This is a genomic window from Paenarthrobacter sp. NPDC058040, from assembly GCF_042885775.1.
In the GTDB taxonomy this organism is placed as follows: Bacteria; Actinomycetota; Actinomycetes; order Actinomycetales; family Micrococcaceae; genus Arthrobacter.
This window is the reverse complement of record NZ_JBHVRN010000001.1, coordinates 254,913-268,244: the sequence shown is the minus strand read 5'-3', so window position 1 is coordinate 268,244 and position 13,332 is coordinate 254,913. Positions and strand designations below refer to the sequence as shown.

General features: G+C 65.1%; 11 protein-coding genes. 2 read left to right on the top strand and 9 right to left on the bottom strand.

The features are described from left to right. Window positions 1-11: 11 nt before the first annotated feature. Both ACFVSJ_RS01215 and ACFVSJ_RS01210 read right to left on the bottom strand, forming a co-directional pair. Window positions 12-1,202 carry a TIGR01906 family membrane protein gene (locus tag ACFVSJ_RS01215; RefSeq protein WP_387433411.1) on the bottom strand — a complete coding sequence of 397 codons (1,191 nt, stop codon included), beginning with the start codon at window positions 1,200-1,202 and terminating at the stop codon, window positions 12-14. Window positions 1,203-1,341: 139 nt separating this feature from the next. Beyond that, window positions 1,342-2,337, bottom strand: a complete 996-nt coding sequence (locus ACFVSJ_RS01210) for a stage II sporulation protein M (RefSeq protein ID WP_387433408.1) — start codon at window positions 2,335-2,337, stop codon at window positions 1,342-1,344. A gap of 127 nt (window positions 2,338-2,464) precedes the next feature. On the opposite strand from ACFVSJ_RS01210, the gene ACFVSJ_RS01205 reads away from it, so the two are divergent. Beyond that, on the top strand, window positions 2,465-3,268 hold the full coding sequence (locus ACFVSJ_RS01205) for an RDD family protein (protein ID WP_387433406.1): 804 nt from the start codon (window positions 2,465-2,467) through the stop codon (window positions 3,266-3,268). Between the two features lie 9 nt (window positions 3,269-3,277). Here ACFVSJ_RS01205 and ACFVSJ_RS01200 read toward each other — a convergent pair whose 3' ends face one another. From ACFVSJ_RS01200 to ACFVSJ_RS01185, 4 genes are all read right to left on the bottom strand, one after another. Beyond that, window positions 3,278-4,498: an Ig-like domain-containing protein gene (locus ACFVSJ_RS01200; protein WP_387433403.1), complete on the bottom strand. Its 1,221-nt coding sequence runs from the start codon at window positions 4,496-4,498 to the stop codon at window positions 3,278-3,280. Between the two features lie 110 nt (window positions 4,499-4,608). Beyond that, window positions 4,609-6,087, bottom strand: coding sequence for an adenosylhomocysteinase (gene ahcY / locus ACFVSJ_RS01195; RefSeq protein WP_387433401.1), 1,479 nt, complete (start codon window positions 6,085-6,087; stop codon window positions 4,609-4,611). 44 nt (window positions 6,088-6,131) lie between these two features. Beyond that, complete coding sequence (locus ACFVSJ_RS01190; protein WP_387433398.1) at window positions 6,132-6,326, bottom strand: Trm112 family protein; 195 nt, start codon at window positions 6,324-6,326, stop codon at window positions 6,132-6,134. A gap of 113 nt (window positions 6,327-6,439) precedes the next feature. Beyond that, window positions 6,440-6,847 carry a DUF3499 domain-containing protein gene (locus ACFVSJ_RS01185; protein ID WP_387434147.1) on the bottom strand — a complete coding sequence of 136 codons (408 nt, stop codon included), beginning with the start codon at window positions 6,845-6,847 and terminating at the stop codon, window positions 6,440-6,442. A gap of 121 nt (window positions 6,848-6,968) precedes the next feature. On the opposite strand from ACFVSJ_RS01185, the gene ACFVSJ_RS01180 reads away from it, so the two are divergent. Continuing rightward, window positions 6,969-7,487, top strand: a complete 519-nt coding sequence (locus tag ACFVSJ_RS01180) for a metallopeptidase family protein (protein ID WP_387433396.1) — start codon at window positions 6,969-6,971, stop codon at window positions 7,485-7,487. Between the two features lie 24 nt (window positions 7,488-7,511). Here ACFVSJ_RS01180 and ACFVSJ_RS01175 read toward each other — a convergent pair whose 3' ends face one another. The 3 genes from ACFVSJ_RS01175 to ACFVSJ_RS01165 form a co-directional block, all read right to left on the bottom strand. Continuing rightward, a complete protein-coding gene (locus ACFVSJ_RS01175; RefSeq protein WP_387434145.1) occupies window positions 7,512-9,104 on the bottom strand; it encodes a DUF5719 family protein in 1,593 nt (530 codons plus the stop codon). 82 nt (window positions 9,105-9,186) lie between these two features. Beyond that, entirely contained in the window at window positions 9,187-12,510 is a 3,324-nt protein-coding gene (locus ACFVSJ_RS01170; protein WP_387433393.1) for a glycosyltransferase, read from the bottom strand. A gap of 29 nt (window positions 12,511-12,539) precedes the next feature. Then, window positions 12,540-13,085, bottom strand: a complete 546-nt coding sequence (locus ACFVSJ_RS01165; protein ID WP_387433390.1) for a WhiB family transcriptional regulator — start codon at window positions 13,083-13,085, stop codon at window positions 12,540-12,542. Between the last annotated feature and the right edge of the window lie 247 nt (window positions 13,086-13,332).

Sequence of the window (13,332 nt, the reverse complement as noted above, 5' to 3'; positions counted from 1 at the left end):
AGCGTCAACGGCTAGTGGCGAACCGCCCCGTCTTCAGCAACGTCATCAGAAGAAAGCTCGGCCTGCTGCTCGGAATCATCGTCGGCGGAAGGCTTGGTTGCCACTCCCCGCCGCCGGCGGGTGGGCCACGTGAAGATAAACGTCAACGTCGCGGCCAGGAAGACCAGCCCGCCGATCACGATTCCGGCATCCGACCAGAACTGCCCCGGGAACAGGCGGATCAGGGTGTCTTCCAGCGAGAACGTCCAAGTGCCGTTGGCGAAGAAGATCCGGTGGAACTCCGTGAAGAACTGCTGCCAACTGAGCACCGCTAGGACGGCCAGGCCAATGATGATCACCAGGGTCACGATGGATCCGGCAAACAGCCCACGGCGTACGCCGCCAACGCTGCGCTTCCGGAGATAGATGATGGCGATAATGCTGAGGATGATGAGCAACAGGCCAGCGCCGAACGAGGAGAGCATGACCACTTTGACGTCGGCCATGTGCGAGACTTCGGAGTCCTTGAACAGCTTGGCGCCGTCCTGGTTGACCAAGCCGCCCAGATAACGCGGTCCAGCCCAGTTGCTGAGGTAGTCCACGGCGTAGGACCCGTAGGTCATGCGGTCGTCGGTGCTGAACCCGTAACCGTCACCGGGGAATCCCGGCCGGTTGTACTCCACCCAGAGGAACAGGGGGCTGGTCACGGCCCGGACAGCGAGGACCAAAAGGATCACGGGGTAGAAAACCGCCAGCAGGACCTGGAATATCCGTGGACCGATCGGTTTGACCTTCGCGGCTTGCTCGCGCTCGGCGTTACGCCGTGCCACTTCCTCCTCGGGAGGACGGACCTGGAGGGCCGACGTCGGCAACGGTTCCGAATAGTGCGATGGGCGGCCCGCAACAGTGTCAGCGAACAGCGGTGGCTCCGGTTCGGCATCGGCAGCCTCGGCCGCCTTCCGGTCGGCGCGGCTCTCCGGCTGGCCACCCGCCGGCGTCGAGGACTGGCCGCCGGCCGGCGTCGTTGGCTGGCCTGCAGCCGGCGTCGAGGACTGGCCACCCGCAGGAGTCGCGGGCGCTGCCGAAGCGGAGGAAGCCGCAGACCCGGCGGCAGTGGAGGTTCCACCGGAGGCTTTGGGCTTCATCCAGTCGAAAGCCGGCTCGTCGGGATCGTCATGGACGTCCGTGTCCGGTTCTTGTGGTTTCGGGCTCTTGTCGCTCACAGCGGTTTCACTTCCGTAGGCATCCACCGGCGTTTGGGGGCTGCCGGCATTCTTGTCTGCATTCGAGCCTACAGTCCGCCCATCCGCCGAGACAGGAGCCACCCCGCCTGCAGGCAGATTGAAACGTAACTGTAAGGTGCTACGCCGAAATGCCGCGGTAACCGGCGTCGTTGGCATCGAGGTCGCCGGTTTCTCCGGCCCGCGCGGCCCGGCCGCCAAGAAGGAGCGTATAGGCCCAATAGCCGGCAAGGACCAAGGCGCCTATGGTGATTTTCGCCCACACCGGCAGGGGGCTCGGCGTCACGAAGGCCTCAACAACGCCGGAGACCAACAGGACAAGAACCAGACCCAGCGCCACCGTCACCAACGAGCGGCCCTCGTCAGCAACGGCCTGCAAGCGCGTCCGTGGACCCGGCTGGACCAATGCCCAGAAGATCTTGAGTCCGGCGGCGCAGGCGATGAAGACGGCAGTAAGTTCCATCAGGCCGTGCGGGAGGATGTAGCTGAAGAAGACGTCGAGCTTGCCCGAAGCTGCGAACACTCCGGCGGCAACGCCCACCCCTTGGGCATTGAGGAAGAGGATCATCGGCACCCAGAAACCCGTGATGCCGAACGCCACGGCCTGGGCGGAGATCCACGCGTTGTTGGTCCACACGGCCCCGGCAAAGGAGGCAGCAGGGTTCTCGGAGTAGTAGTCGATGAAGTCGCCGTCGACGTACTGCCGCACGCTCGCGTCACTGCCGTAGACGGCGCGCAGTGCCTCGGGTGAGGTGCCGATCCAGAAGGCATAAGCACCGCCAACAAGGACGAAGAAGACGCCACACCAGATCGTCAGCCAACGGACCCTGTAAAAGGCTGCCGGAAGCGAGATCACGAAGAAGCGGGCCAGGTCCTCCATGAAGTTGGACCTCGCCCCGGTGAACCGCGTGCGGGCCTGCGCAAGCGCGGCGGACAACGACGACGACAATGCCGTTTCGGGGGCCACGGAACGGATCAGGGACAAGTGGGCGGACACGGTCTGGTAGAGCCGCAGCAACTCGTCGGCTTCAGTTCCGGAAAGCCGCCGCTTTTGGGCCAGGTACGTCAGCCGCGACCATTTGTTCTGGTTGACGGCTGAGAAGGCATCGATGTCCACGGCACCACCCTAGCCCGTGGCACGGCCCATGCCGGCACAAGCGCCGCTAGACTCGGTGGAGCGGGACTGGTTGGCCCGCCGCAGCACTGCAGGTTGCCTTGCAGCACACTATGGACCGGGGGACGGCTTGAGTTCGATCATCACAGGCGAGGCTGTTGTCCTGGAGCTGCGCCCGGCCTCGTTCGCGGCGCGGGCGCTGGGGCTGATCATCGACGTTATCGCACATATCCTCCTGCTGATCCTCCTGGTTGTCTTGGTGGGATCTGCCGCCGGAGATGTGGATCAGGCAGCGATGCGGGCCATGATCCTGGCCGCGGTGGTCTTTACTTTCGTCATAGTTCCCGTGACCGTCGAGACCCTCACCCGTGGACGCTCGCTGGGCAAGCTCGCCGCAGGATTGAGGATTGTCCGTGATGACGGCGGCGCCATCCGGTTCAGGCACGCGGTGATCCGGGGGCTGCTCGGGTTCCTTGAGATCTACCTGACCTTCGGCGGACTGGCGATCGGCGTGGCCCTGTTCAACGACAAGTCCAAGCGCCTGGGCGACATTGTCGCCGGTACGTACTCGCTGCGTCTGCGCGTGCCTGCCGAGCCGCACATTCTCGCCTCGGCTCCGCCGTACCTCCAGGGCTGGGTGGCTATGGCGGACATCGGCCGCGTACCGGACGCCACGGCTCGCCGGGCGGGTACCTTCGTCCAGCACGCGTACCGGATGGCCCCCGGCTCGCGGACAAACATGGCCATCGCCTTGGCCTCCGAGTTGTCGCGATATGTCGCGCCTCCCCCGCCGCCCGGGACCAACCCCGCGGACTATATCGGGGCGGTCCTGGGCGAGCGTCGCAATCGCGAGTTCATGCGACTGAGGCAAGCTGAGCAACGCAATGTTGCCGTCGGCGAAAGACTGCGAAAGCTTCCCTTTACGGAACGCTGACCGCTAGCCCTACCGTTGGGCGTAGCTTGCCCACGGGATGTTCCAGTCCCCGAAGCCTTCAAGCGGTTCAACCGGCGGGGCGCCGGTGTTGAGGATCTGCACAACGTCGCCGGTCTTCATGTTGTTGAAGAACCATGCGGCGTCTTCGGGGAGCAAACCGACGCAGCCGTGGGAAACATTGACCCTGCCAATGGCGCCCCAGGCAGCCTCAAGCGCCTGGTGCACGTACACGCCGGACCAGGTCAGGCGGTTGGCGTACTCCACTACCAGGGGCGGGTAATATCCCTTGTCGCCCGGCTTCAACCCGATGGTACCGGCGTTGAAGTTCGAGTGGCGTTCCTGCTCCATGATCACCGCGTAGCCGGTGGGCGAGAGCCAGTCTTCCCCGCCGAGGGACACCGGGGCTGTGTGCTCCAATTGGCCGTTGATGTACACGTTCATGGTCTTGGTGGTGTCATCCACCACCGCAATGCGCTGGGGGCCTGTGGTGAACGTGGACGTGATGTTGCCGTTGCCGATCATCTTGTTGCCGAAGTCGACGCCCAGCAGCTTCATGTCCACGGTGACAGTGGTTCCGGACGCCCAGAAGGCCTCGGGGCGGATGCGGACCTTTTTGTCCGAGTACCAGTGCCACGCCACAGGCTGCCCGGAGGAAACCGTGATGGCCACCCGCTTCTCCATGGCGGCTTTGTCCACCACGGGCTCGCTGAAGTTGATCTCGATGGGCTGGCCGGACCCTGCGACGGAACCGTTCCTCGGGTAGATCGAAGCATCGGCCTCATACGCCGCCGAAACTGTGGTGAAAGTCTGGGTCTTCTTGGTTTCCTTGCCGGCGGTATCCACCACGGTAAAGGAGTAGCTGTACTGGGTCTTGAACTTCAGGACTTCCAGGGTGGTCCACGTACTACCATCGGGGCTCGTCTTGCCCGGGACAGGCGTGCCTCCGCCAACCGGCGCCAGGACAACGTCCTTGATCTTGCCGTTGACGGCCTTCACTTGGGGCCCAACCACCGGGTTCCACTCAATCGCGCCGTCCAGCGGCGTGACACCCAATTCCACCGGTTTGGCTTCCGGCGTTGGCGTGGCCGGGGCATTTCCGGCATCACTCTGGGAAGATCCGGCCAGCAAGCCCGGAGCCGTCGCGACTCCGATCCCGCCTGCGGCAATGGCCGCGCAGATCCCAACAATGGCAAGGATCTTGCCTGTTTTTCGTTTGGCGACTTCCGTCATGGCCCTGTCTTCCTGTCCCCCGGCAAGCAATACTGAACACCCAATTTTAGCCGAAAGGCCGGCCACGCTGGTGCGTGTCCGGCCTTCGGGACCTCAAACTGTGGATGGCTTTAGTAGCGGTAGTGCTCCGGCTTGTACGGACCGGCAACATCCAGGTCCAGGTACTCAGCCTGTTCCTTGCTCAGTTCGGTGAGCTCGACGCCCAGGGCGTCGAGGTGCAGGCGTGCCACCTTCTCGTCCAGGATCTTGGGCAGGACGTAGACCTGCTTCTCGTATTCGCGCTCACCTTCGGGCTGGTCCCTCTTGGTCCAGAGTTCGATCTGCGCGATCGTCTGGTTGGCGAACGAGTTGCTCATCACGAACGACGGGTGTCCCGTGGCGTTGCCCAGGTTCAGGAGCCGCCCTTCGGACAGGACGATAATGGAACGCTCGCTGTCCGAGCCCGAGTCGAAGACCCACTCGTGGACCTGCGGCTTGATTTCGACCTTCTTGACGCCAGCAACCTTGGCGAGTCCGGCAATGTCGATCTCGTTGTCGAAGTGGCCGATGTTGCCCACGATCGCCTTGTTCTTCATGGCCACCATGTGTTCGGCCAGGATGACGTCCTTGTTGCCCGTGGTGGTGATGAAGATGTCACCCTGGGCCAGTACGGATTCCAGCCTGGCAACCTGGTAGCCGTCCATGGCTGCCTGAAGTGCACAGATGGGGTCGATCTCGGTGACCACAACGCGGGAACCCTGTCCCCGCAGCGCTTCCGCCGCACCCTTGCCGACGTCGCCATAACCACAAACGACGGCGACCTTGCCGCCCATGAGCACATCGGTGGCGCGGTTGATGCCGTCAGGCAGGGAGTGGCGGATGCCGTACTTGTTGTCGAACTTGCTCTTGGTGACGGAGTCGTTGACATTGATGGCCGGGAAGAGGAGCTTGCCCTGCTCTGCCAACTGGTACAGGCGGTGGACGCCTGTGGTGGTCTCCTCGGTGACGCCCTCGATGCGCGCGGCGATACGCGTCCACTTCTTGGGGTCTTCAGCCAACGTGCGGCGGAGGAGGTCGAGGATGAGCGCGTATTCCTCAGGATCGGCTTCGGTGGCCGCCGGAACGGCGCCGGCAGCCTCGAACTCGACGCCCTTGTGAAGCAGCAGCGTCGCGTCACCGCCGTCGTCGAGAATCATGTTGGGGCCCAGCTCCGGGTTGCTGTCCGCACCAGGCCAGGTCAGGATCTGCTCTGCGGTCCACCAGTATTCCTCCAGGGTTTCGCCCTTCCAGGCGAAAACGGGGACGCCCTGCGGGTCCTCGGGCGTACCCTTGCCAACCACGACGGCGGCCGCTGCCTCGTCCTGGGTGGAGAAAATGTTGCACGAAGCCCAGCGGACCTCGGCACCGAGGGCCGTGAGGGTTTCGATGAGCACGGCGGTCTGGACCGTCATGTGCAGCGAACCCGCGATGCGGGCACCCTTGAGGGGCTGCGATGCGCCGAATTCGGCACGAAGGGACATGAGGCCCGGCATTTCATGCTCGGCCAGGCGGATCTGGTGGCGACCGGCCTCGGCGAGCGAAATGTCAGCCATTTTGTAGTCGAAAGTCATGGGTGTCCTTAGGTGTACCGTGTGCGTGGGTGTCTGGGGCGCTGTCAGGCGTCGGCGTTTGCGGCCGCAAGAAGTTCCGGGGGCAGAAGGAGCGGGATGCCGTCCTCGATTGCGTAGCGGACCTTTTCCCCATTGGCAGCAGCCTCAGTCGACACGAGTTCCTCGCCCTCCTGGACCAGCGGTGAACCTGTCACCGGGCAACGCAGGATGGACAACAATTCAGGACTGACCTTTGGCATGGATGATGCTCCCTGGGTGGCGCCGTGCATGGCGCCGCTGGCGGACTTATCTGCAGCCTCCAGCCTACCGCGCCGGGGGACGCCCTACGGAGCCCGGGACGTTTTGGGTCCGGTCAGGAAGGCTCGCGGAGAACCCGCAAGTGCCCGCGGCGTGTTCCCTCAACCGCGGCGGGCGGCTCAACGGGCTGGCGGTGCTGGCGGGCGGGCGTCTCCGGAGCGGAGTTCACGTTCGAGGCAGCCTCGCGTACGGCATTGGCAAGCGCCAGGAGATCATCGGGCCCAGGCTCGGGAGGCGAGGTGGGCATGGCCAGACGCAGGACTTCCCAGCCGCGGGGAACGGTCAGCGTCTCGGCGTGCTGTGCGCACAGATCATAGGCGTGGGGTTCGGCGTACGTGGCCAGGGGACCCAGCACGGCCGTGGACTCGGCGTACACGTACGTCAAAGTAGCTACCGCGGACTGGCGGCAAGCGGATCTGGAACACTGGCGAATAGCACCCACAACATCCCAGATTAGCCGCAGTTGGCCCCTTGACGGTGCATTGACCGCGTGTGGCCGCACGGATTCTGCCCCGCAGGTCACTGGCCGGCGCGGTGCCGCCCATGATGTCGCGCTGGCGGATTCCCGGGACTACAGTCGATATATGCAGTCACAGCCACATGTTCCTGGCTTCTCCATCCGGTGGACAGACGCCACAGCCGACGGGCAGCCGGGCCACGCCGCCCAGGAGGCGAAGGGTTTCCGGAGGCGCCGCCGGAACCGCCATGGACGTGGACTGCGCGGGGAAATCCTGCTCCCCAACCTCCCTGGTTTCCGGTCCCGGTCCGAGCGTTTCGATGACATGGTGCTCGATTCGGCGGAGAGGCTCCAGGACATGTGGGGACAGCAACTGGACGGCGTGCTCTTCGCCGTGGATGAGATACCGCCGAACCTCGAAGAACTGGTGGCCTCCGGAACCCCGGCCCCCATGGGTACCTATGCACCCGGTGGCCGCGGGGAGGCGCCCATGATCACGGTGTACCGGCGCGTCGTGGAACAGACTGCCGGAACCAGGGAAGAACTGCAGGACCTGGTCCATGACGTCGTGGTGGAATATACCGCCGAGATGCTCGGGGTTCCGCCGGAGACGCTGGACCCCGTGTACCGGCGTCGATATCAGTAAGCCGATACTGGGCAACGGGTCGGCTCAGTAGCCCACCGACACCGGAACTTTCTCCAGGCCCGCAGCGGCGTCCTGGATGGCGAGCACCGAAACGTCGGCGCGGTCCTTGGTGCCAAGCAGCATCGCCCCGTAGACGGGGTCCCCTGATGCGGACACCACGAAGCCTGCCACCGCCGCGTCACCTGAGGTAGCGGGGAGCTCAATGAGGGACGTGGTTCCGCCGGAGATATCGATGTCCACCGACTTGCCCACTTTCCCGTCAGCTGTGATGGGTGCGTAACTGACGGTTGCCCGGCCGTCCGGTACGCCAAAGCTGAAGAAGCGCTGGCCGGAGCGGGGAACAGCAACCAGGTGCTGGCTGCCCAGCCGCGCGGACGACGGCGACCAGGCAAAGTCGGTGGGCGACTCGGCTTTGGCTCCGCGGGCGATCCGCGTGGAAGCGACAAACGAAACATCGGAACTCGCCGTCACTGTATAGCTTCCGGCGGGAACGCCATCGAGGTCCAGGCTGGCAACGGTGCCACCCTTGACGGTGACCACTCCCCCGTTGGGAAGCTGCCGCTCGCCGTTGGCGCCGTAAAGCTTCACTTGGACTACGGCATCAGCCGACCCCGGAACGGCAATTTGCAAGGCAGGTACGGCGTCGCTGAAACCGGACTTGGCGCCCAGCGTCTTCAGGGCCGCGGCGTCCTGGATATCGACGCCGGTCATCACCTGAAGATTTGACGGCGCAGAACCGGGTGACAGGAAATCGATGCCACCGGGAACCAGCCCACGCAGGACGCTCTGCTGGATGGTTCCTGCCACGGGGCCACCGGCGCTCCGCAGGTGGACCGCCAGCTCGGACTCGTTCGGCGCAAGGCCAGCGAGGTTAACCGAGCGGGTTGTCCCCGGGGCAATCAGGAGCCCCCGTGCGCCGGGCGCCTGGATTTGTCCTTGGTGGCCGAACAAGTCCAGGTTGACGGTGGCAGGGGTTTCGGAGGCATTGCTGAGGTTCAGGACGGCCGTGCGGCCCAAGGCCGTGTTTGAGCCCAAAAGCCACGCATCGTTGCCGGGTTGCTGGCATTGCGCGGCCGCCAGCCCGCGAAGGTCGCCGTCCGTGGCGGAGTAGCTGAGGTTCGCCGAGAGCGAGGCCTTTTCGTTGCCGATGGGGTCGGCTCCCACCACGGTTGGTGAATCCACCGGGCTGATTGACGCCGCGGCCGCGGCCAGCACGGGTGGACCCGGGGTAGGAGAAAGTGTGCTCGTGGGGGCCTTGGCGATTTCGGCCACGCTCTTGCCGCCCAACGCAGCGATGCTGCTTCCGGGGACCGTGCCGGCTGGATTGCTGAGGACCAGCGCGTTGAGTGCGCTGGTGGCGGTGGTGGAAACGGGGCTGAACTGCGCGTCTGTTCCCACCTCGGTGCCCGTGACCAGCCGCGCCGGCTCGGGGCAAACTCCCAGGGAGCGCCCGGCAGGGACGTCTGCCTGGCGCGCTTCGAGGGTACTCCCGCCGGACGGCCCGGGAACCATGCCTGAGGCGGCCACCGCTCCGCCCCCGGCGGCAAGGATGACGACGGCGGAGAGCACGCCGGTGACGATCCCCTTGTTTGAACTCCGCCGGCTTCCAGCGCGCACCTTGGGCTGCTTCCCGGCTTTGGCGGACTCCGTCTTTGGCTGGCCGGAATCCGTGGTTTCTTCGACGCCGTTTTTCTGGTCGTCAGACACTGCTGTACTCCTTACGGAGGGAAACTTCGTCCCTCGACATGCCGGTACGCGAACGGCGGGCGGGGACCGGGACGGCAAGCAGCACAGTCAGGCCGAAGACCATTGCCTGGAGGATCCCGAACCAGACCGCCCACGGCGCGGTGTAGCGGATTTCCAGAGTTCCACCGCTGGCGGGAAGCTCAAAGGCCTGCGCCCATCCGGACGTCGTTGATTTCAAGGCACGTCCGTCAAGCCAGGCATTCCACCCTTGGTCGGAGCGCTCGGCGAGAACCACTTTCCTGCCGTCGTTGCCTGCGGGCACCTCAGCATCCGCGGCGACATGGGCCGACGGCAAGGCACCAACCACTGCCCCGTTGGCGTCGACGATCCGGACCCGGTTCATGGTGTCCGGGGTACTTGAGCCGCCGGAGCTGCGCGGAGTCACCCTCCACAACCATCCGGCATCCGTCTGTCCCACGGCCACCAGGCCCGGAACGGCGTCGATACGACTGGCCGTCAGTTGGGCAGCACTGTCCGCGGCTTTGAGGACCACAAAACCTGCGCCCAACTGTTCCAGGTCCGCCCGGGGATCAACGCCGGTGCTTGCCACAATGGTGGCCACTGCGCGTCGCACTGAAGCGGTGGCGGCATCGTCTGTGACAATTTCCTCCCGGCCGGGCGCACCCATGATGGTCCGTGCCGAGGCAATCGTGGACAGGCTGTCCATGGTGGTTCCGGAACCGCGCATGAGGGATGAGGTGAACGAGCCCTGTTCGCCGCTGGTGATGACAAGCGTGCGCGTCTGCTCGGGTCCGGTACCGCGGTCGACGGCGGTGGCCGGCAAGGTATCGCTGGTCACTGGCCGAACAAGCCGGCTCGCGCCAAGAGAGCCATCTGTCTTGGCCCCCGGGGGTGTCGCGCCGGTTTCGGAAGAAGGCTGAAGGACGTTCTGGGCTGCCCACGCGGTCATCGCTGCCAGCGGACCGGCCACCAGCAAAGCCACCGTCACAGCAGAAGCAAGGCCCCGCAAAGGCAATTTCCAGCGCGTTGGATCCGGCGCTGAGCGCGGCGCGGAGAAGGTCCGGTCAGCGCCGATCATCGCCGCAGCCAGGAGAAGCATGCCGGCAGCGGACACGGCCGGTCCGGTGAACGGACCCACCAGCACGGTGTTGTTGACACCGGTTGCCACGTGTCCCACCAACCAACTGCTGGCCAAGGTAGCCAACGCGACCAACCAGAAGACGCGGGCCAGGGCCGCACGCCTTCCCGGCAGGAAAAGGGCCGCTGCGGCGAGCAGGAGTGTTGGAACGCTGACCAGAAGGGCCAACAACAGGGCCCAGGGCGCGGCGCCCGGACCAAACAGCGCAAGACCGGTGAGGCCGCCGTCGAGCTTGAACGCCACCGGCTGGCCCAGGATCTGCTGCCACAACGGAGCAGCCTCGAAGTCCAGCGGCAGGCCGGGGTCGGCAAGCAGGGACCGCGGGCGGTCCAACGCGGAGACGGCGTAGGGAACAAAGAGCACCAGGCTGGGCAGCAACGCCCACCAGAGCGTTTTTCCACGGGATCCCAGCACGACGGCGGCAAGCACGATTGCCACGGCGATGGGAACCAGGAGCGATGGAGCCGAAGCGGTCACAACAGCCATGGCGAGCCCGGCGGCGGCCGCGGCGGTCCAGGAAGGGGTCCCGTTGGTGCCCGGCTTCCCGCGGACCGGCACCGGCCTGCGGGTGAACGGCGCACGGGTGGCACTGCCCCCGATGGCTGTCCCTGTTGCACGAAGAAGCGCCAACAGAAGGAGTGGCATCACTATGTGGGCCAGCAAGGCGCCCAACCTGCCCTCGTTGATGGCAATCAACAGCGCCGGCGCGCCACCCCAGGCGAGGGCTGCAACCGTCCGGAACCTGCGGCGGCCGGTGAGGGCGCCCACGGCAAACCAGGCACCTGCGCCGGACAAAGGCATGGCCAGGATGAGGAGCCAGGCGACGGCCGAGTTGCCGTCGCCCCAACCAAAGAGCGAGACCAACCACAGCACGTAGCCGAACGGGTCCCCATGCCCCGGCAGCCCGGCGCCAAGGGAAATCCACCAACCCGAGGCGTTGCCCCACATGTCTCCGAGCGATTCGGACAGGGGCAAAAGGCCGCCACCGGCAACAACACCGGTACGCAGCAGTCCCAACAGGCCAATCAAGGCCGCCGCCAAGGCAGTCAACGCTGCCGCGACGGCACCGGTCCCCACCCAGCCACGTTCATTGGTGGCCAAAGCCGCAAAGTCGTCAACGGCGTCACCACTGGGCTCGGCAGCCAGCAGGTCCGTGGCCTCCTGGCGGTCATCTCCCGGACGGATGGCTTCAAGGAGCGACCTCCTGTGGGCACGCACCTCGCGTGACGACTTTTGCAGCCCGCGGACAAGGGACCGTTGCCTGCAACGGGTCCTGGCCGCTGAACGGCGTCCGCGTGCAACGGCCCTCGGGCGGGCGAGGGCGGCAACGGTGGCCGTGAATTGCGTGAAGCCGTAGCCGGGCTCCTTGAGCAGGATGCTGAGAACCAAGCGGACCAGCGAGCCAAACAGCGCGCCCGCGGCCTGGAATGGCACGTTCCACCACGGCGTGTGCTTGAGCCGCATATGGATCTGGGCCTTGCGTGCCGCAGAGGACGTGCCCAGGGCGTTCGGCCTGTTCTCCACATGGAACATCCGCGCACTGGGGACCACCACCACACGGTTTCCGGCCAGCCAGTTGCGCCAACAGAGATCCACATCGTCACCGCTGCCGGGGAGCGCCGGATCGAAACCACCCAGGTGTTCCCAGACATCGCGCCGGATGAGCATGCCCGCAGAGTTCACCGCGAGGGTATCGGACCGCGGATCGTATTGGCCCTGGTCTACTTCATCGGCATCGATCAGGGTCAACCGTTCAGCCCAGCGGCTCGTGGAAAGTCCAACATCCACCAGGCGGCGCTCGTCATTCCAGTCGAGCTGCTTGCACCCGGCAATGGTTACTGACGTGGTGCGTTCCACCGCGAGCAGCAACTCGGCCAGCGCATCGGGCGCCGGAGCGGCATCGTCATGCAGGAGCCAGATCCACTCCACCACGTCCGAACCGCCGCGCGTCCCTGCCGGCGCCAGCTGCTGCAGGCCGGACTGGACCGCGGCCCCGAAGCCTGGCTTGGCCTGGTGGTGTTCCACCACATTGGCGTCGCCAAACGCATCGCGGAGCAGTTGCGCTGAATAGTCCGTGGATCCCGTATCAACGCCAATGGCGGCATCTGCCGAACGCGTCTGGTTCGACAGTGCCGCCAATGTCCTGGGGAGATAGGTCCCGCCGTCGTGGGCTACCACGACGGCGGTGACGTGTACTTCCTTAAGAATTAGACTGCTCGCTTCCTCAGCCGACGGCGTTCGCGCTCGGAGAGCCCGCCCCAAATACCAAACCGTTCGTCATTCGCCAGGGCGTACTCCAAGCACTGCGAGCGGACGTTGCACGCGCCGCAGACTTTCTTGGCGTCCCTGGTGGACCCGCCCTTTTCAGGGAAGAAGGCTTCCGGGTCCGTCTGGGCGCACAGGGCGTCCGTTTGCCAGCCGAGTTCGCCTTCGTCATCGAAGTCTGTCTGGCTCGGAAGTCCTATCCACACGGGCTGCCCGGGGTTCTCGAGTGGCCGGCGCAACTCCATGGGAGGATCGTCCACGTCATCTTCCGGACCTTCCGGCAGATCTCCAATCAAAGCTTCATGTGCTGCGAGGAGGGCTGTTGCCTGGTCCTCCAAAGACTGCTGCACGTTTTGGTTGTATCTCTCTGCCGCTTCCGGGTCCGCGGGATCCACGTACCAGTCCCCTGGCACGTCCCGCGAACGGTACTTCACCGACGCTTGTTCTGCGACGACTGCATCTTCCTGGATACGCAACGCTTGCCCCATGGCGTCCCTCCTGATTTTGCAGCTGCTGCTTGGATGTTTTCCCGATTCCCGGTCACGTGCCGGTTATCTGTGCAGCGGCGTTTGATTACTAATTACACGTGTGTAACTACCTGCCAGTCAAGCCGCGCCGGGATAATAATCAAGAATCTGTAGAAACGTGGGATGCGCCACGCCCAACGTTTTCCATCTGGCTCCCCACGCGGGCACGGGAAATCGGAAGCGCTGAATCACTTCGCGTGAACATGCG